Consider the following 19,109-nt stretch of genomic DNA (forward strand, 5'->3'; position numbering starts at 1 on the left):
CGAGCGATGCTCCGGAAACCGGCTCGGCGGAGCGCCCCCGTGTTCTCCGCGTGGCCGGCCCCCTCGTGGAGATCACGTGCCCTCCCACGGTCGCCATGCACGACCTCGTCGTCCTGGGCACCGCCCGGCTTCCGGGCGAGGTCGTCGCCATTCACGGTGACACCGCCGATGTCCAGGCCTACGAGTACACCGGCGGGCTGGCACCCGGGCACCCCGCCGAGCCCCAGGGACGACCGCTGTCGGTGCGGTTGGCCCCGGATCTTCTCGGTGGTGTGTTCGACGGTCTGCTGCGGCCTCTGGCCGCCGCCGGAGACCTCGTCACGGCCGGGGGCCTTCTCACGCCAGGCGGGCCGGTGACCGGTGAACCGGACGCGCCTGCTCGGTCGTTCACGCCCCGGGCGCCCCAGGGGACGCCGGTCGGCCCTGGTGACGTCCTCGGGGAGATCGGCGCGCGTGTCCCGTTGCGCCTTCTGGTGCCCCCGGCCCTGTCGGGCGAGGTCACGTGGATAGCGCCGGCGGGCAGGTACTCGTCTCGGGCCGTGCTCGCCGTGGTGGACGGGCAGGAGGTGCGCGCGGCTCAGTCGTGGCCGGTGCGCAGGCCGCGACCGGTGGCGCGGCGACTGCCGGCGGACGCGCCTCTGAACACCGGGCAGCGGGCCGTCGACCTGCTCTTCCCTGTGGCACACGGCAGCACGGTCGCTGTCCCCGGCGGCTTCGGAACCGGCAAGACCATGCTGCTCCAGCAGATCGCCAAGTGGTGCGACGCGGACGTGATCGTGTATGTCGGCTGCGGCGAGCGCGGCAACGAGATGGCGGACGTCATCGAGGAGCTGGCGGAGCTGACCGATCCGCGCACCGGGGGCCGTCTGGCGGAGCGGACGGTGACGATCGCAAACACCTCCAACATGCCGATGATGGCCCGCGAGGCGAGTGTGCACACCGGCGCGACGGTCGCGGAGTACTTCCGCGACATGGGCCTCGATGTCGTCCTGATCGCGGACTCGACCTCCCGGTGGGCCGAGGCTCTGCGGGAGTTGGCCTCCCGCATGGGCGAACTCCCGGCCGAGGAGGGCTACCCGGCGGGACTCGCGTCCCAACTGGCCGCGTTCTACGAGCGGGCGGCGGCCGTACGCACCCTGGGCGGCGGAACCGGGTCGGTCACGGTGATCGGTGCCGTGTCCCCGCCGGGTGGCGACCTCACCGAGCCCGTCACCGCGCACACCGAGCGGTTCGTGCGGTGCCTGTGGAGCCTGGACCGCGATCTCGCCTACGCCCGGCACTATCCGGCCGTGTCCTGGTCGGAGTCCTTCTCCCGGGACGCCGCCATGCTCGCCACCGCACACGCGCGGGCCGGGGACCCCGCCTGGGCCGAGCGGCGGGGCCGCGTGGCACGGCAGCTGGCGGAGGCGGACCGCCTGGCCGACCTCGTCGAACTGGTCGGCATCACTGCCCTGCCGCCCCGGGAGCGGATCAGCGTGCTCGCCGGACGGCTGCTGCGCGAGGCCGTGATCCAGCAGAACGCGCTGTCCCCGGCGGATGCCTACAGCACGCCCGAGAAGACCACGGCCCTGGTGGAGGCCGTGCTGACCGTGCTCGACCGCTGTGTGGAGCTGGTGGACTCCGGTACCCCCGCGGATGACGTCGAGGCGGTCGACTTCACCCCGCTGTTGCGAGCGCGTGAGACGGCGGGCCCCGCTCAGACCGCTCCGGTGACGGCTGCCCGCGACACCGTGCTGGCCCGGCTGGAGGAGACGGCATGAGCGGTCTGCCGGGCATCGAGTACACGGGCGTACGAGAACTGCGCGGTCCGCTCGTGGTCGTCGAAGGCGTGAGCGGGGTGGGCTGGGACGAGTTCGCCACGATCGTCCTCGACTCCGGTGAACGACGGCACGGGCTGGTCCTGGAGGTGGACCGCGACCTCGCGGTGGTGCAGGTGCTTCAGGACACGGCCGGCATGAACCGCACCGGCACCCGGGTCGCCTTCTCGGGGACGCCGCTGCGGATCCCGGTGGGCGCCGGGTGGCTGGGCCGGGTCTGCAACGGGCGGGGCGAACCGGCCGACGGCGGTCCGCCGGTGCTCGGCGCGTCGTACGCGGCGGTCGGCGGCGCGCCGATCAACCCCGTACGCCGGGAACCGCCCGATGAACCCGTGCTCACCGGTGTGGGCGCCGTGGACGTGCTGACCACGCTGGTACGCGGCCAGAAGCTCCCGGTGTTCTCGGCCGCCGGGCTGCCGCACCTGGAACTGGCGGTGCAGATCGCGGCCCAGGCGACGTGTGCCGGTGAGCCGTTCGCCGTCGTCTTCGCCGGCATGGGGCTCACCCACGCCGACACGACGTTCGTCCGTGACGGGCTCGCCGCGCGTTCCGCGGCACGGGAACTGGTCCTGTTCGTCAACACCGCCGACGATCCGGTGATCGAACGGCTGCTCACCCCGCGGCTCGCCCTGACCGTCGCCGAACACCTGGCGTTCACGGAGGGCCGCCACGTCCTGGTGGTGATGACCGACATGACCGCCTACTCGGAGGCGCTGCGCGAGGTGTCCGCCGCGCGCGGCGAGATACCGGCCCGGCGGGCCTACCCCGGCTATCTCTACAGCGACCTCGCCTCCCTCTACGAGCGCTGCGGCCGGATCAGGGGCCGACCGGGTTCGGTGACCATCCTGCCGGTGCTCACCATGCCGGCGGGCGACATCACCCATCCCGTCCCCGACCTCACCGGCTACATCACGGAAGGCCAGATCGTGCTGTCCGCCGACGTCCATGCCGTCGGCACGTATCCGCCGGTGGATCCGCTGGCCTCCCTCTCGCGTCTGATGCGCAAGGGAACCGGAGAGGGACGTACTCGTGCGGACCATCCGGCCGTCGCCGCACAGCTGATCGCCGCACTGGCCCGGTCCCGGCAGCTGGCGGAACTCGCCGACCTGATCGGCCGGTCGGCGCTCGGCCCTGCCGATCTGCGGTGTCTGGAGCTGCAGGAGGCCTTCCGGTGCCGGTTCCTCGCGCAGGGCACCGACGAGGACCGGTCGTTGGACGACTCCCTGGAGCGGGCCTGGGAGGTGCTGCTCACCCTGCCGCGCAGCCAGCTCGGCATGCTGCCGGCCGACCTGCTCGACGCCCGCCGTCCGCCGCAGGAGGAGCCACGATGAGTCCGCGGGGACGTCGCGTTCCGGCGGGACGGGCCGGGCGCCTGCGGCTGCGGCGCAGTCTCGCCACGGCGCTGCGCGGGGCGGACCTGCTGGAACGCAAACTCCGACTGCTGCTGGACCGGGAGCACACGGCACGACGGGCGGCCGAGGAGGCGGAACGGGTGTGGCGGGAGACGCTCGCCGACGCGCAGACCTGGCTGCTGCGCGGGGTGCTGCTCGGCGGCGAACGCGCGCTGGCCGACGCTGCGCCCGCGGACCGGGCACGGGTCGACGTCCGCTGGGCCACGCTCATGGGCGTACGCCACCCGGCAGCGGTGGACTGGACGGGACCCGTCCGGTCCCCGGCGGAGCCGACACCGCCCAACACCGCACTCGCACACGGCGAGACGGCCTGTCTCGCCGCTGTCCGCGCCGCGGCCGAACTCGCCGCTCAGCGGACGGCCGCCGAACTGTTGGCCGCAGAAGCCGGCCGTACACGGCAGCGCGTCCGCGCCCTGCGGCGGCACTGGATTCCCCGTCTGCAGAACGAACTGGCCGCCGTCGAGCTGGCGTTGGAGGAAACCGAACACGAGGAAGCGGTACGACGGCGCTGGGCCGCCACCCGAACGGCCCCGTGACACCGGCGCGCAGCACGCCGACGGCGGGCGGTGCGCCGGTGTCACCGCGCCCGGTCCCTGCGCGCTGGGGCCGAACAGCCCCTGCAGGGGGCCCTGAGGTCCCTTTCGTCCCGCGAGCTCGCGATGAGACTGGAGCGAAGGGAACACGACACCCGGCGGCGATCACCATGTCCGACGTCACCACCATCGACCTCTACGAAGTGACCATGGCCATGTCCTACCTCCAGGAGGACATGTGGGCCCCGGCCAGCTTCAGCCTCTTCGTCCGCGACCTCCCGCCCGGCAGGGGCTTCCTGGTCGCCGCGGGTCTGGAGCCCGCCCTGGACTTCCTGGCCCACTACCGCGTGGAACGGGAGGACGTCGAAGAGTTCGCCAAAGCCGTGCACCGCCCTGTCCGGGACCTCGAACCGCTCCTCGGACTCTCCTTCGAGGGCGAGGTGCGCGCGGTCCCCGAGGGTCATGCGGTCTTCGCAGGAGAGCCCTTGCTGGAGGTGACCGCCCCGCTCCCGCAGGCGCAACTCGTCGAGACCTACCTGCTGAACCAGCTCTGCCACCAGACCGTGGTGGCGTCCAAGGCGGCCCGCTGTGTCCTGGCCGCCGCCGGCAGATCGGTGGTGGACTTCTCACTGCGCCGCACGCACGGCCCGTGGGCGGGGCTGCAGGCCGCCCGGCTGGGCGCCATGGTGGGCTTCGCCGGCACCAGCAACGTCGCCGCCGCCACGTCCCTGGGCATCCCCGCCTCGGGCACCATGGCCCATTCGTACATCGAGGCCTTTCCGGGCGAGGAGGAGGCGTTCCGGGCCTTCGCGCGCACCCACCCCGGGCCCGTCACCTTCCTCGTCGACACCTACGACACGCAGGAGGGCGTGCGTGTCGCCGCCCGGGTCCTGGCCGATCTGCGGCGCGGGCCCGGCTGCGCGATCCGCCTGGACAGCGGTGACCTCGACGCCCTCTCACGGCGGGCGCGCGCGCTGCTCGACGCCGCCGGACTGACCGATGTGCGGATCGTCGCCAGTGGCGGGCTGGACGAGTACGGCGTGGACCGGCTGGTGGGGGCCGGTGCCCCGATCGACGTGTACGCGGTGGGCACGCGGGTGGGCGTGGCTGCGGACGCTCCGTACCTGGACGCCGCGTACAAGCTCGTCGAGTACGACGGCCGTGCCGTGATGAAGCTGTCCTCGGCGAAGATCACCGCCCCGGGCCGCAAGCAGGTCTTCCGCCGGCCCGGGCGGCCGGACCTGATCGCCCTGGCGGAGGAGGAACCTCCGGAATCGGCACAGCCGCTGCTGCGCACGGTCATGCGGGGCGGGCGTCGTACCGGGGCGCCGGACCGCTGGCAGGACGCCCGCAGGCGATTCCGCGAGGACATCGCCGTTCTGCCCGCATCGGCACGCCGGATCGAGAACCCGGAACCCGTCCTGCCGCTCCGGTCCGAGGCTCTTGAACGGCTGACCGCCTCCGTTCGCGCCGACCTAGAAGCCCGGATGCGCCCGCGGCACCGCCCGGTGGGGTCTCCCCCGGCGCGCTCTGCCCACCCTCGATGACCGGTCCGGCGCGGCGAAGGGTCGGCAGGCCCGCCGTAGGGACCAACGGCCCCTGGCAGGCCGGCGGTGCCGGAGCCTTCCATGGAACAGGCGGCGCTCCCCGGCGCCACCGCTGGGAGGAGGCGAGGGTGATGTCCGCTCCCGCACCGTCGCGGAAGGGCGACCGGGTCGTATCCCGCACAGGGCCCGAGGCGACCGGCGCCTCGAAGACCGGAGGCGATCATGTCCCGGCCCGGTGACCCTCGACCGGTCGTGGTGGGCGTCGATCCCGATCCCGTCCATCGGACGGCACTGGCCTGGGCGGCCGACGAGGCTGCCCGCCGTCGGCTGCCGTTGCGCGCCGTCCACGTGGAGGGCATGCCCACCAGGGGCTACCGCGGGCAGGACGTCCCGCCGTCGTGGGAGGAATGGAACGAGGCTCTGCACACAGCCGGGAAGCGGGTGCTGGAGGAGGCGACGGACTTCGTCGCGGCCCGGCAGCCGCAGGTCGAGGTGGACGCGCTGCTCGCGGAGGGCGACCCGGTGTGGGTGCTGCGCGAGCAGAGTCGCGACGCCACCGCCGTCGTGCTGGGATCCCGGCATCTGAGCCGCGCACAGGAGCTGTTCGGCTCCGCGTCGGTCGCCCTGCCGGTCATGGCCCACACGCACTGTCCCCTGGTGGTCGTCCCCGAACCGGAACACATGACCCGGGAACCCGCCTACTACGTCGTCGGTGTCGACGGCAGTGAAGACTCGGGTGCCGCGGTCGATGTGGCGTTCGAGGAGGCGGCCCTGCGCGGCGCCGAGCTGCGAGCCCTGCTCGTCTGGGAGCCGGGGCCCTTCAGGCTCTTCGACGAGTACGAGCCGCAGCAGGAGTGCCGTCGGCTGCTCTCGGAGATCGTGGCGGGCCGCCACGCCCGGTACCCCGAGGTGGACCTGCGCCACGAAGTGCTCGTCGGGCATCCCGTCCAGGTGCTCGCCGAGGCCTCGGCGCATGCTCTGGGTCTGGTGGTGGGCACGCGGGGGCGTGGCGGCTTCACCGGCATGCTGCTCGGCTCGGTCAGCCAAGGTGTGCTGCACCATGCCGCCTGCCCTGTGATCGCCGTGCCGACACACGAACACGCCGCAGGATGAACACCAGGGAGCCATCGTGACTGCAGGACCTGTGGACCTGGACACCGTCAGATCGCTGGTCGCGGACGCCGGCGCGGCGCCCTCGCTGCACAACGCGCAGCCCTGGGCTTTCCGCCATCTGCGCGACGCCGGCGTGCTGCGACTTTACGCGGACATGGAGCGCTCCCTGCCGCGGACGGACCCCGAGAATCGTGGCCTTCACCTGGGGTGCGGCGCCGCGCTGCTCAACCTCCGAGCGGCCGCCGCGGCGGCGGGGCTGGCGCCGGCCGTCCGATTGCTGCCCGACCCTGCCTGTCCGGAGCTCCTCGCCGAAGTACAGCTGTGCGGCACCGGACCACCCGACGACGCGCTCGCCCTGCTGGGCCCTGCGATCCGTCGCCGTCACTCCAGCCGCGTTCCCTTCCGTGACGAAGCAGTCCCCGTCTCCGTGCGGGAGGAGTTGGGCGAGGCCGCCCGCGCCGAGGGCGCACAACTGGTGTTCCCGGGGGCCTGGCACGTCCAGTCGATCCTGGAACTGGTGCGGGACGCCGAGGGCAGGGAGGCAGGCGACGCGGGACTGCGCGCGGAGACGGCGCAGTGGGCGCGTACGGAGCCGTCCGGGGCCGCCGGGGCGGCCGACGGCATCTCCGGCGAGGCGTTCGGGCCCCGGCAACGTGGTACTTCGGCCCCCGTGCGTGACTTCGCCGTCGGGCGTCCGATGCCCGGGCGCGGCTGGGCGCCCTTCGAGAAGGACCCGGCCATCGCCCTGCTGGGCACCTCCCGCGACGAGCCCGGGGACTGGCTGCGTGCCGGTCAGGCACTGGAGCGGGTCCTGCTCCGGGCCACTGCGGACGGGCTGGTCGCCTCGGTCACGTCCCAGCCGCTCGAGTGGGCGGAGACCCGGTGGGCCGTCCGCGACCCCGTCTCGGCCATGGCGCACGTCCAGATGGTGATCCGGCTCGGCTACGGCCCCGAGGGCCCCGCGAGCCCGCGACGCCCGGTGGACGATCTGCTCGACGTGGTCTGACGCGCGGCCTTCCGGCAGCGCGAACGGCATCGGACGACGAGGAGAGCCCGTATGAAGGTCTCCGAGGTGATGACGGCTCCCCCGGTGTGCGTGGCGCCCCACGTCCCTCTGATCGACGTGACCCGGCGGATGGCCGAGAACGCCGTCGGGTCCGTCCTCGTGGTGGAGGACGGGGCACTGCGCGGCATCGTCACCGACCGCGACCTCGCCGTACGCGGCATCGGCGGCGCCCTGGGCGCGGGGGCCCGGGTGGAAGCGGTCATGTCGCCGGATGTCGTCACGGTCCAGGCCGTCGACGACATCCATGTGGCCTACCGGACGTTCCGCCGCACCGGGGTCCGTCGTCTTCCGGTCCTGGACGCGGGCCGGGTGGTGGGCGTGCTGACGGTCGACGACCTGTTCCTCGACGTCTTCCGGCGGCTCGCCGACCTGCTGGGGCCGCTCTCCTGGAGCGTCCTGCGCGAGCCGCCGGGGCCGCCCTCGGACACCGGAGCATGAGCGCCGGGTCGTGTCAGGCGGCGCCACGCTTCCCGAGGGCGGTCCACCGACGGGGACGTCCGGCACCCGGCGGTGTCCTCGGCCGGGCGGGCGGGCCCGGCGGCGTCCTCGCCCCAGGCGGGCGAGCGGGAGATCCACCCGGCCTTCCGATGAGCCGGGCCCTTGGGAAGTCCGGGCCTCGGCTCACTTCCCCGGGCAGCGCACGATCACGACCGGGCAGCTCGCATGCTGCGACACGTGCTGGCTGACGGAGCCGAGCAGGGCGCGCGCGAAGCCGCCCCTGCCCCGGCTGCCGACGACGAGGACCCCGGCTCGTTCGGAGGCGCGCAGCAGAACGTCGGCGGGGTTGCCGCGCACCACATGGGTCCGCACCGAGCCGACGGCGTCCGCGCCGAGTACGTCGGTCAGTTCCTGGCCCATCTTGCGACGGGTCTCGTCCTCGTCGACGTCCAGGTCCACGGCGGGCGCCGACCAGCCGTACAGGCCCGGCAGCTCCCACACCGCGATGGCGTCCACCGTGCCGCCGACGAGGCCGGCGTAGCGCACGGCCCACCGCAGGGCCTCGTAGGAGGACTGCGACCCGTCGACACCGACCACCACCCGGCGCTCGGAGGCGTCCTCTGCCATGCGTCCCACCTCTCCTTCGGTGGCTGTGCCCAACCGGCCCGGTCCACCCCTGCTCTCCACGCTGCGGGACAGGTGACCGCACCGCCAGAGATGCGCATCCGGCGGCATGAACGGACGAAAGGGCGACGCGATCCTCGGCGCCCGTGGCCCGTCACCCGGCCCCACTGCCCCGCCGACGGGGGCCACGCCGCCGGATCGCGACGGAATCCGGTCCCGTCGCCGTCGGCCGGGAAGGCCCGGCGCCCGAGCGCGGCCGCCGCGGTCGACTCGGTCCGCGTGCGTGCCCACAGCGCGGACGGCGTTCGGATGCTGCTGCCTGACGGCGCCTGACGGCGAGGCGAGAACAGCCGGATCAGGGCGGATGCGCGCGTGGCCCGGACCGCGCCGCGCCGGCAGGCCCTCACCGTCTCTCGGGCACGACCGCGACCGGACACGCGGCGCGGTGCACGAGTGCATGGCTCACGCCGCCGAGCTGGAATCCGAGGTGACTCGTACGGCGGCGTGCGCCGACGATCACGAGGTCCGCGGCGGCCGACCGGTGCACGAGGACCTTGCCGGCCGCTCCCTCGGGCGTCGCCGGGCGCGTCCGGACGTGCGGATAGTCTCTGGTCACGGTCTTGAGCAGAGCGTCGACGACCGAGGCGGCGCGCTCCTGGTACATGTCCTTCGGCCCCTCGGCCGGTATCCGGTTCCCGCTCCTGTCATAGGCAGGTCTGCGCCAGGCACGCACCACGTCCAGGACACAACCACGCATCTCGGCCTCCCGGAAGGCGAACCGCACGGCCTCGCTGCTCATGCCGGCTTCCCCGAGGCCCAGCAGGATCCGCTCGTGCGTGCCCGCCAGGCCCGCCCGGTCGCCCCGGACCACGACCACCGGGCAGGGCGCCCGGGCGCACACGGCCAGGCCGACCGACCCGAGAAGCAGTCCCTTCAGCTCACCTCGGCCACGCGAGCCCGTCACCAGCGCGAAGGCCGCGTCACCCGCGCGCACGAGCGCGTCCACCGGATCGTGCGGAACGATGTCGGTTCCGATCCTCACGTCCGGGTTGCGGCGTTCGGCGCGGTCGGCCGCCGAGGCCACGATGTGCTCGGCCAGTACCTTCTCGGAGGACCGCCGCTGGCTCACCGGAGGGAGCCCGGCCTCATAGCGCTCCCAGAGGGAGGCATGCACCAGCCTGAGCGGAAGACCGTGCCGGGCGGCTTCGTCCACGGCCCAGTCGATCGCCGACAGGCACGAGGCCGATCCGTCGACGCCCACCACCAGAGGGAGAGTCATCGTCCACACCGCCTTTCCCGGGCCGCCTGCCGTGCAGCACAGGGGCGACCTCACCGTCGCACTCCAGCGGCCGCGGCAGCGAGGGCGCTTCGGCCCGCGCCGCAGGACCATCGGCCCCCTACTGCTCGTGGCCCCGTCCCTGCGCCTGGCGAACGGATGCGGCGACCCGGTCGAGCAACTCGGGGAGCGCCGACCGCACCGGCTCGCTCAGCGGCGCGCCCAGTTCCACGTCGGCCACCTCCACGCCGTGCACCACGAGCCTCGGCGGCAGCCGACCGAGGACCTCCGCAAGGGCGAGGCACGCCCCGAGGCCGAGGGCATGCGTACTCGCCGTACCCGCTGTGCGGGAGGCCGCGTCCGCCGCCGTGAGCGTGTGCAGTTCCCCCGGCCGCGGCGACCGTGCCCGCAGGGCCTCCACCACGACGACCGTGTCCGCGCCGCACCACAGGTCGAGCATGCGCGCGGGTTCACCGTCGCTGACCGTCAGCACGGTGCCGTCGGGGACACGGCCCCGCAGGGCCTCCACGGCCGCCGGGCCGATCCCGTCGTCACCGCGCAGCGGATTGCCCACACCGATCACCACGACCCGGCCGCTCATGTGCGCTCCACCGTCACGTCGAGGAAGTGGGCGGCGCAGGAGATGCAGGGATCGTGATTGCGGATGGCCTGTTCGCACAGGCGGGTGAGTTCCTCCTCGTCCGCGGCAGGCCCGGCCCGGTCCAGGCGTGCCTGGACCGCCCTGCGCACGTCCTCCTCGATGGCCGTCTGGTTCTGGGCCGTCGGGGGGACGATGCGGGCCTCGGTGAGAGTGCCGTCCTCGGTGAGGGCGTAACGGTGGTACAGCAGCCCACGGGGCGCTTCGGTGGCACCGGCGCCGACGCTCCGGCAAGGCGGTACCTCGACGGCCGGCCGGGGTGGCCGTTCGTATCCGTCGATGATCCGCAGGGCCTCCTCGACGGCGTGCACCACCTCGACGGCCCGTACGACGATGCTCCGGAAGGGGTTGTCGCAGACCGCGCCGGTCAGCGGGTCGCCCAGCCCGGCGGCCCGCGCCGCCTCGGCGGCCGTGGGGTGCAGCCACCGGCCGCTGAGGGCGTAGCGGGCCAGGGGGCCGGTCAGGTACCGGCGTCCGTCGAGAGTGGCCGCCAGGGCGGTGGAGTGGGGTACCTGTCCTTCCCGGACGTGCTGTTCGAGGTGGGCCACAGGGAACTCGCGCAGCGGTGAGGCTTGTCCGTGAGCGGCCATGACAGCCGGTGTTCCGGCGTCGATGGCATAGCGGCCGGGGTCGCGCAGGGCGAACAGGTCGTGGTCGCAGACGGCGTCGGGGAACTCGAACGCCGCCACCCAGCGGACCGTCTCCAGCGCATCCTCCCGGGCCCGTCGGAGCCGCTCCGCCAGCGGACGCAGTTCGTCCGCTGCCGGCGTCCGGTAGAAGCCGCCGATGCGGACGTTGATCGGGTGGATCGGACGGCCGCCGAGCTGGTCGAGGATCGCGTTGCCGGTCTGCTTGATGCGCAGGCCGCGCTCGACGGCGGCTCGCTGGTCGCGGGCGAGTTCCACTACGTCCGCACGCCCGAGGAAGTCGGGAGCGTGCAGCAGGTGGATGTGCAGGGTGTGGCTCTCGATCCACTCGCCGCAGTACAGCAGGCGGCGCAGGTCCGCGAGGGGGCCGTCCACCGTGACGCCGCAGGCGTTCTCGATCGCCTGGCAGGCGCTCATCTGGTACGCGACCGGGCAGATGCCACAGATGCGGGCGGTGATGTCGGGGGGTTCGGTGTGGCCCCGGCCGGCCAGGAAGGCTTCGAAGAAGCGCGGAGGTTCATAGATGCGCAGACGCGTCTCGGCGACCGTGTCCCCGTCGACGCGCAGGTGGAGGGAGGCCTCACCTTCCACCCTGGCCAGCGCGTCCAGTCGCAGGACGCGGGTTCCGCGATGGTTCATGCGAGCCTTTCCGGACGGGTCCTGGCAGGCCGGAGGCCGCTACTGCTCCTCGGCCGCGAGGTCGGGTACGGGGGCATACTCCGGCGACGCGGCGTTGAAGGTGCGGAAGACACGCTGGATGTCCTGCTCGCTCATCCCGTCGCGACGCAGTTGCGCGATCATGGAGCGCAGGGCGGGCTTGCTCGACGGTCCGAAGCAGCCGTAGCACCCGCGCCCGTAGGCGGGGCAGATGGCACCGCATCCGGCGTGCGTGACGGGACCCAGGCAGGGGGTGCCGTGGGCCACCGTGATGCACGTGGTGCCGCGCCGCTTGCACTCGAAACAGACGCTGTGGCTCGGGATACGGGGTTTGCGTCCGGCCAGGTGGGCGCTGATGACTTCGAGGAGCTGGCGGCGGTCGATGGGGCAGCCGCGCAGTTCGAAGTCGACCGGGACATGGGCCGAAATGGGCGTCGAGGTCTCCAGCGTGGCGATGTACTCCGGCCGGGCGTAGACCGCGGCGAGGAAGTCGTCGACGTCGGCGAAGTTGCGCAGTGCCTGGATGCCGCCCGCGGTGGCGCAGGCCCCGATGGTCACCAGGCAGCGGGAGATACGGCGGACCTGCTGGATCCGCTCGGCGTCCGCGGCGGTGGTGATCGACCCTTCGACCAGGGACAGGTCGTACGGGCCCCTGCCCTCCAGCCGGGCGCGCTCATGACCGGCGCCTTCGGCCGGGGTCATCTCCAGGAAGTGGTCGATCCGTACGTGCTCGGTGAGACCGAGGAGTTCGTCCTCGCAGTCGAGCAGCGTCAGCTGACAGCCGTCGCAGGAGGCGAACTTCCACACGGCGAGCGTCGGCCGCGGCTCGGTGGCCGGTCCGGGCTCGATGGCCGGTCCCGGGCCGATAGCCGGTCCAGGCTCGATGGCCGGTCCCGGGCCGATGGCCGGTCCGGGCTCGATGGCCGGTCCCGGGCCGATGGCCGGTCCGGGCTCGATGGCCGGTCCAGGCTCGGTGGCCGGTCCCGGGCCGATAGCTGGTCCAGGCTCGGTGGCCGGTCCGGGGTCGGTGGACATGTCACAACTCCCTTACGAGGAGCAGCTGTGCCACACGGTCATAGCCGACGACCGGGCCGTCGCGGCACAGCAGGAGCGGGCCGAGCTGGCAGTGGCCGCAGTGGCCGGTGGCGCACTGCGTGTTCCGTTCCAAGGACACCTGGACGCGGTGCGGGTCGAGTCCACGGGCCACGAGGTCGCGTGCGGTGTGTCGCATCATCACCTCGGGCCCGCACACCAGCGCGCAGGTCCGTTCGGGACGCAGGTCGAGACGGTCGAGGAGTGTGGTGACCACACCCACCGCGCCCCGCCAGGCCGGGCCGGGCCGGTCGACGATCACCTCCACCCGGGCCGGGCCGCGCCATGTGGCGATCTCGTCCCGGAAGACCAGATCGGCAGGAGTACGCGCGCCCACCAGGACCACGAGGCGACCGTACACGGCGGGCCCGCCGAGGACCTCGTGGACGACCGGCCGCAGCGGAGCCAGCCCGATGCCGCCGGCGACCACCAGGACATCGTGACCGGCTGCCGCTTCGAGGTCCCAGCCGGTGCCGTACGGCCCGCTGAGCCCGACGGTGTCGCCCGGGCGCAGCCGGTACAGGGCGGTCGAGACCGCGCCCACCGCACGTACGGTGTGCACGAGACCCCCGTGACGACCGCGCAGGGCGCTGGCCGAGATGGGCACCTCACCGACGCCGAACGCATAGATCATCGCGAACTGCCCCGGCGAGAAGGGCGGGAGTTCCTCTCCGGCCGGCACCAGCTCGATCGACCGGGTGTCGGCGGTCTCGGCCCGGGTGTCGGCGACCCGGTACGGCAGCGGGGGCGTCACGGTGCTCATGGCGGCTCCGGCGCCGATGCGGGCTCCCCGGACCGTGTCCAGTCGTACAGGGCCGCCGCCTCCTCGGTGATGTCGATGCCGACCGGGCACCACACGATGCAGCGTCCGCATCCCACGCAGCCGGACGAGCCGAACTGGTCGTACCAGGTGCCGAGTTTGTGGGTCATCCACTGCCGGTAGCGGCTGCGCACGGAGGCGCGGACCGGGCCGCCGTGCAGCTGGGAGAAGTCCAGGTCGAAGCAGGAGTCCCACAGCCGCCAGCGCTCGGCGTGGTCGCCGGTCAGATCGGTGACGTCCTCGGTGGTGGTGCAGAAGCAGGTCGGACACACCATGGTGCAGTTGCCGCAGGTCAGACACCGCCCGGCGACGTCGTCCCAGCGGGGTGCGTCCAGCGTCCCGGCCATCAGCTCCCGCAGATCCGCCTCGGGCATGGTCCGTCCCATGCGGCTCGCCGCGGCCGTGACACCTGCGCGAGCCGCCTGTTGGGTTTCCGGATCGGCCGGACGGGTGGGCAGTTCGGCCAGGATCTCCGCGCCTTCCTGACTGCCGCCGCGGATCCAGAAGCGGTGCCCGTCCCCATCGACCACTTCCGTCATCACCAGGTCGTAGCCGGGACCGGCAGCGGGTCCGGTGCCCATGGAGACGCAGAAGCAGGTGGCTCCCGGCTCCGTGCACTCGACCACGATCAGCAGGGCGCCGGAGCGACGCCCCTCGTAGCCCGGATCGCGGTACGCGCCACCGGTCAGTACCCGGTCCTGGACAGCGACGGCCCGAAGGTCGCACGGGCGTACGCCCAGAAATGCGTATCGAGGCGGTGCGACCGGTTCTGCCGTGAGAACCAGCTCCCCCTCCACCCTGTCGGCGCTCCACTCCTTCACCCGCGGCGGATGCAGGAAGGATTTCCACGACTGGGGTCCCGCCGCGTTCGCGAAGGCGGCGCCGTCCGACCGCTGCCGCAGCCGGTACCGCCCGGCTTCCAGCTCCACCCCCCATCCGTACGGCAACTCGTCGGCCGACCGCAGTTCCGCAAGCACGATGGCCCCGTCCCGAGCGGTGGGCCCGATCACGGTGAACCCGCGCCGGACCAGGACTTCCACAAGCGTGGCCATGCCGTCCTTGCCCATGACGAGGCCGTCGGGCGCGGGGGGCCGGGAGGCGTTCACATCGGCGTCGGCGCTCATGACCGACCTCCTTCAGCACAGCGGACGGCACACGGCACCCCACCGTCCCCTCAGACCCACGATCGCAGCATCCCCGGTGCGGCGCAGCGCCGACAGAGCCATGCGGGCACGGCTGCGGGGCCCATCGGCCCTGCCCGACCTCCGGTGCGCCGGAGCCTGCCGTCTACGGACGGCTGTCGGAGCTCGCCCACGTCGGCATCCGTCGCACGCCGAAGCCGGCCGCGCTCGGCGGCGAGACGCCCGGGGCGCAGGACATGTGCCGTCCGGCCACGCACAGGGGCCGTTCGACCCAGTGCGGGTGCGGGTGGTCCGGGCGGATGGTCGGAGCAGGCCCGAAGGAAGGAGGGGCCGGTATGCCATGGGAGACCATCCGGAAGGACATCCCGCCCCGCACCACCCCCCATCTGCGCGACTACGACAAGGAGTGCGCGAGCTTCTCGTGGCGGGCGGCGCGCAGGAGGCTGCAGGGACTGCCCGGCGGACGGGGACTGAACATCGCGCACGAGGCCGTGGACCGGCACGCGTCATCCGGCAGTGCGGCAGCGGTGGCGCTGCGCTGTGTCGGCCGGGACGACCGTGTCACCTCCGTGACCTACGGGGAGCTGGCCCGGTCGACGGCGCGTTTCGCCAACGTGCTCCGCGGGCTCGGCATCGGTCACGGCGACCGGGTGGTGACGCTGCTGGGGCGCTGCCCCGAGCTGTACACCGTGGTCCTCGGCACATTGAAGAACACCAGTGTCCTGTGCCCGCTGTTCTCCGCCTTCGGACCGGATCCGGTCTTCCAGCGGATCACACTGAGCGACGCACAGGTGCTGGTCACCACGGCGGACCTGTACCGCAGGAAGGTCGCCGGGCGACGCGGCAGCCTCGCCGCGCTGCGCCACGTACTGATCGTCGGCGACGGAGCGGACGACCTGCCCGGCACCCTGTCCCTCGCCGCCCTGATGGCCGACGCGGCCGACACCTTCACGATCCCGCCGACCTCGCCGCACGACATGGCACTGCTGCACTTCACGAGCGGCACGACAGGCATCCCCAAGGGTGCCGTGCACGTGCACGACGCGGCCGTTGCGCACTACATGACCGCGTTGTACGCCCTCGACCTCCACCGGGACGACGTGTTCTGGTGCACCGCGGATCCGGGATGGGTGACCGGGATGTCCTACGGCATCATCGCGCCCCTCATGCACGGCGTGACGGTCGTGGTGGACGAGGGCGACTACGACGCCCGCCGCTGGTACCGGATCCTCGCCCAGCAGCGGGTCAGCGTCTGGTACACGGCACCGACGGCCCTGCGCATGCTGATGGTCACCACGCCGAGGCACGGGCCGTACGACCTGCCCCGCTCCTTCGACCTGAGCGCGCTGCGGTTCATCGCGTCCGTCGGCGAGCCGCTCAACCCGGAGGCCGTGGTGTGGGGACGCGACGTGCTCGGCCTGCCCGTGCACGACAACTGGTGGCAGACCGAGACCGGCGCCATCATGATCGCCAACTTCGCCGCCTGCGACATCCGTCCCGGCTCCATGGGCCGCCCGCTGCCCGGGGTGGAGGCGGCGGTGCTGCGGCGCGGCGAGGACGGCCGGGCCGAGTTCGTCGGCGGACGCGTCACCGTGCTGAGGGAGCCCGGCGTGGAGGGTGAGCTGGCGCTGCGGCCCGGCTGGCCGTCCATGTTCCGCGGCTATCTGCACGACGAACCGCGCAGTGCGGCGGCCTTCGCGGACGGCTGGTACCTCACCGGCGACCTGGTACGGCGCGATGCGGACGGTTACTACTGGTTCGTCGGGCGTGCCGACGACGTCATCAAGTCGGCGGGACATCTCATCGGGCCGTTCGAGGTCGAGAGCGCCCTGATGGAGCATCCGGCGGTCGCCGAGTCCGGGGTCATCGGCCGGCCCGATCCCGTGGCCGGGAACATCGTCAAGGCGTTCGTCTCCCTGCGGCCGGGCTTCGAGGCCACCACCACGATGCGGCAGGAACTGCTCGCCTTCGCCCGGCGCCGGCTGGGTCCGGCCGTCGCGCCCCGCGAGATCGCCTTCGACCAGCATCTGCCGCACACCCGCAGCGGCAAGGTCATGCGCCGCCTGCTGCGGGCGCGTGAACTCGGCCTGCCCGAGGGCGACATCTCCACTCTCGAGGACTCCACCCTGGAGGCATCCTCAACGGTCAGGACGGGGCAGCCCGCATGACCCCCACCCGAACCCCGCACACGCAGCGGCCCGCCGGCCGGCCGAACCACGGGGCCGCGCACCGGCTGGCCCTGCTGGAGTCGATGCTGCGGGTCCGCCGGTTCGAGGAACGCTGCGTGGAGTTGTACAGCGCGGCGCGCATCCGGGGTTTCATGCACCTCTACATCGGCGAGGAGGCCGTGGCCGTCGGCGTCAACGAGGCGCTCACGGACGACGACGCGGTCGTGTCCACGTACCGCGAGCACGGGCACGCTCTCGCCCGCGGGATTCCGGCCGAGGCGATCATGGCCGAGATGTTCGGCAGGGTCACCGGGTGCAGCCGGGGCCGTGGCGGCTCGATGCACCTCTTCGACGCCGGCCGGCGCTTCTACGGCGGCAACGCGATCGTGGCCGGCGGGCTCCCGCTCGCAGCCGGCCTCGCCCTCGCCGACCGCATGACCGGCCGAAACCGCGTCACCTGCTGCTTCTTCGGTGATGGGGCCTTCGCCGAGGGCGAGTTCCACGAAACGGCCAACCTCGCCGCGCTCTGGCAACTGCCCCTGCTGCTGGTCTGCGAGAACAACCTGTACGCGATGGGCACGGCCCTGGCCCGGCACCAGGCCCACACCGACCTCGCACTGCGCGCCGCCGGGTACGGCATGGTCTCCTGGGCCGTCGACGGCATGGACGTCCTCGCCGTCGAGGACGCGGCCCGGCGAGCGGCAGAAGGGGTGCGCGCAGGAACCGGTCCGCACTTCCTGGAGATGCGCACCTACCGCTTCCGCGCCCACTCCATGTACGACTCCGACCGTTACCGCGACAAGGCCGAGATCGAGCACTGGAAGGAACGCGACCCGGTGGAGGGACTCGCCCGGCGGCTGCGGGACGCGAAGGAACTGACCGACAGGTCCCGCACCGCCCTGGAGGACCGTCTGGCCGCCGAGATCGACGCGGCCGTGGAGGCGGCCGAACAGGCTCCGGCGGAACCCGTCGAGGATCTGCTGAAGTACGTGACCAGCCCGGTGGAGGCGAGCCCGCCATGACCGCGCCCCGCACCTCCACCACCGAAGCCGCCGTCCCCTCCGGCCGGAAGACGACCTACCGGGAGGCGCTGCGCGAGGCGCTGCGCGAGGCGCTGCGCACCGACGAGCGCGTTTTCCTGATGGGTGAGGACGTGGGCCGGTACGGCGGGTGCTTCGGCGTCAGCCTCGGCCTCCTGGAGGAGTTCGGGCCCGAGCGGGTCCGCGACGCCCCGCTGTCCGAGTCGGCGTTCGTCGGCGCCGGCATCGGTGCGGCCCTGGCGGGCATGCGGCCGATCGTCGAGATCATGACGGTCAACTTCAGCCTGCTGGCCCTGGACCAGATCCTGAACAACGCGGCGACCCTGCTGCACATGTCGGGCGGCCAGCTTCCCGTACCGATCGTGATCAGGATGACCACGGGGGCGGGACGGCAGCTCGCGGCCCAGCACTCCCACAGCCTGGAGGGCTGGTACGCGCACATCCCCGGCCTGCGGGTCCTGGCCCCGGCGACCCTCACCGACGCCCGGTACATGCTCGCCCCCGCGCTCGCCGATCCCGACCCGGTGCTGATCTTCGAGCACGGCAGCCTGTACAACGTCTCGGGCGACCTGCCCGCGGACGCGGGACCGGTCGACATCGACCACGCCGCCGTGCGCCGCCCCGGCACGGACGTCTCCCTGATCACGTACGGCGGGTCCCTGCCCAAGGCCCTGGCCGCCGCCGACGAACTGGCCGGCACCGGCGTCAGCGCGGAGGTCGTCGACCTGCGCACCCTGCGCCCGCTGGACGACACGGTCATCGGCGACTCGGTGGCGCGCACCCACCGTGCCGTCGTGGTCGACGAGGCCTGGCGCACCGGCAGCCTCGCCGCGGAGATCTCCGCGCGCCTCACCGAGCAGCACTTCTACGACCTCGACGCCCCCGTCGAGCGGGTGTGCAGCGCCGAGGTGCCCGTACCGTACGCACGCGGACTGGAGGCAGCCGCCCTGCCCCAGGTCGGCGGAATCGTCGCAGCCGCGCACCGTGCCGTCGGCGAGCCGGTGCCGAGCACGGCGGACGACGCGGCACAAGAGTCAGTCACCGGGAGGTCCGGCTGAG

General features: G+C 72.9%; 17 protein-coding genes. 10 read left to right on the plus strand and 7 right to left on the minus strand.

Annotation, left to right across the window (positions count from 1 at the left end; translation table 11 throughout):
• Nucleotides 1-50 precede the first annotated feature (50 nt).
• The 7 genes from AC5WRT_RS27050 to AC5WRT_RS27080 all read left to right on the plus strand — a co-directional run bounded on the left by AC5WRT_RS27050 (nt 51) and on the right by AC5WRT_RS27080 (nt 7,926).
• Entirely contained in the window at nt 51-1,760 is a 1,710-nt protein-coding gene (locus tag AC5WRT_RS27050; RefSeq protein WP_496093683.1) for a V-type ATP synthase subunit A, read from the plus strand.
• Nucleotides 1,757-3,148 carry a V-type ATP synthase subunit B gene (locus AC5WRT_RS27055; RefSeq protein WP_496100680.1) on the plus strand — a complete coding sequence of 464 codons (1,392 nt, stop codon included), beginning with the start codon at nt 1,757-1,759 and terminating at the stop codon, nt 3,146-3,148. Before AC5WRT_RS27050 ends, AC5WRT_RS27055 begins: the two co-directional genes overlap by 4 nt.
• Entirely contained in the window at nt 3,145-3,765 is a 621-nt protein-coding gene (locus AC5WRT_RS27060; RefSeq protein ID WP_496093681.1) for a V-type ATP synthase subunit D, read from the plus strand. Before AC5WRT_RS27055 ends, AC5WRT_RS27060 begins: the two co-directional genes overlap by 4 nt.
• 167 nt (nt 3,766-3,932) lie before the next feature.
• The gene (locus tag AC5WRT_RS27065; protein ID WP_496100681.1) at nt 3,933-5,309 is read left to right on the plus strand and encodes a nicotinate phosphoribosyltransferase; all 1,377 of its coding nucleotides are present in this window, start codon (nt 3,933-3,935) and stop codon (nt 5,307-5,309) included.
• A 222-nt stretch (nt 5,310-5,531) separates the two neighbouring features.
• Complete coding sequence (locus AC5WRT_RS27070) at nt 5,532-6,422, plus strand: universal stress protein (RefSeq protein ID WP_496093679.1); 891 nt, start codon at nt 5,532-5,534, stop codon at nt 6,420-6,422.
• A 16-nt stretch (nt 6,423-6,438) separates the two neighbouring features.
• Entirely contained in the window at nt 6,439-7,428 is a 990-nt protein-coding gene (locus AC5WRT_RS27075) for an Acg family FMN-binding oxidoreductase (protein ID WP_496093678.1), read from the plus strand.
• Between the two features lie 51 nt (nt 7,429-7,479).
• The gene (locus AC5WRT_RS27080) at nt 7,480-7,926 is read left to right on the plus strand and encodes a CBS domain-containing protein (protein ID WP_496093677.1); all 447 of its coding nucleotides are present in this window, start codon (nt 7,480-7,482) and stop codon (nt 7,924-7,926) included.
• Between the two features lie 183 nt (nt 7,927-8,109).
• Here the strand turns inward: AC5WRT_RS27080 and AC5WRT_RS27085 are convergent, their stop codons facing one another.
• From AC5WRT_RS27085 to AC5WRT_RS27115, 7 genes are all read right to left on the minus strand, one after another.
• Entirely contained in the window at nt 8,110-8,553 is a 444-nt protein-coding gene (locus AC5WRT_RS27085; RefSeq protein WP_496093676.1) for a universal stress protein, read from the minus strand.
• Nucleotides 8,554-8,953: 400 nt separating this feature from the next.
• Nucleotides 8,954-9,829, minus strand: a complete 876-nt coding sequence (locus AC5WRT_RS27090; RefSeq protein WP_496100682.1) for a universal stress protein — start codon at nt 9,827-9,829, stop codon at nt 8,954-8,956.
• 118 nt (nt 9,830-9,947) lie between these two features.
• On the minus strand, nt 9,948-10,427 hold the full coding sequence (locus AC5WRT_RS27095) for a hydrogenase maturation protease (RefSeq protein WP_496093674.1): 480 nt from the start codon (nt 10,425-10,427) through the stop codon (nt 9,948-9,950).
• Nucleotides 10,424-11,770 carry a Ni/Fe hydrogenase subunit alpha gene (locus tag AC5WRT_RS27100; RefSeq protein ID WP_496093673.1) on the minus strand — a complete coding sequence of 449 codons (1,347 nt, stop codon included), beginning with the start codon at nt 11,768-11,770 and terminating at the stop codon, nt 10,424-10,426. Before AC5WRT_RS27100 ends, AC5WRT_RS27095 begins: the two co-directional genes overlap by 4 nt.
• Nucleotides 11,771-11,809: 39 nt before the next feature.
• Entirely contained in the window at nt 11,810-12,655 is an 846-nt protein-coding gene (locus AC5WRT_RS27105; RefSeq protein ID WP_496100694.1) for an NADH-quinone oxidoreductase subunit B family protein, read from the minus strand.
• A 169-nt stretch (nt 12,656-12,824) separates the two neighbouring features.
• Complete coding sequence (locus tag AC5WRT_RS27110) at nt 12,825-13,643, minus strand: FAD/NAD(P)-binding protein (protein ID WP_496100683.1); 819 nt, start codon at nt 13,641-13,643, stop codon at nt 12,825-12,827.
• The gene (locus AC5WRT_RS27115) at nt 13,640-14,824 is read right to left on the minus strand and encodes a 4Fe-4S dicluster domain-containing protein (RefSeq protein ID WP_496093670.1); all 1,185 of its coding nucleotides are present in this window, start codon (nt 14,822-14,824) and stop codon (nt 13,640-13,642) included. The genes AC5WRT_RS27110 and AC5WRT_RS27115 overlap by 4 nt, the downstream gene beginning before the upstream one ends.
• A 353-nt stretch (nt 14,825-15,177) precedes the next feature.
• On the opposite strand from AC5WRT_RS27115, the gene acsA reads away from it, so the two are divergent.
• The 3 genes from acsA (at nt 15,178) to AC5WRT_RS27130 (ending at nt 19,108) form a co-directional block, all read left to right on the plus strand.
• Complete coding sequence (gene acsA, locus AC5WRT_RS27120) at nt 15,178-17,010, plus strand: acetate--CoA ligase (RefSeq protein ID WP_496100684.1); 1,833 nt, start codon at nt 15,178-15,180, stop codon at nt 17,008-17,010.
• A gap of 83 nt (nt 17,011-17,093) precedes the next feature.
• The gene (pdhA, locus tag AC5WRT_RS27125) at nt 17,094-18,032 is read left to right on the plus strand and encodes a pyruvate dehydrogenase (acetyl-transferring) E1 component subunit alpha (protein WP_496093786.1); all 939 of its coding nucleotides are present in this window, start codon (nt 17,094-17,096) and stop codon (nt 18,030-18,032) included.
• A complete protein-coding gene (locus AC5WRT_RS27130) occupies nt 18,029-19,108 on the plus strand; it encodes an alpha-ketoacid dehydrogenase subunit beta (protein ID WP_496093668.1) in 1,080 nt (359 codons plus the stop codon). Before pdhA ends, AC5WRT_RS27130 begins: the two co-directional genes overlap by 4 nt.
• Nucleotide 19,109 lies beyond the last annotated feature (1 nt).

The sequence above is a fragment of the Streptomyces sp. NTD91 genome, assembly GCF_059510455.1.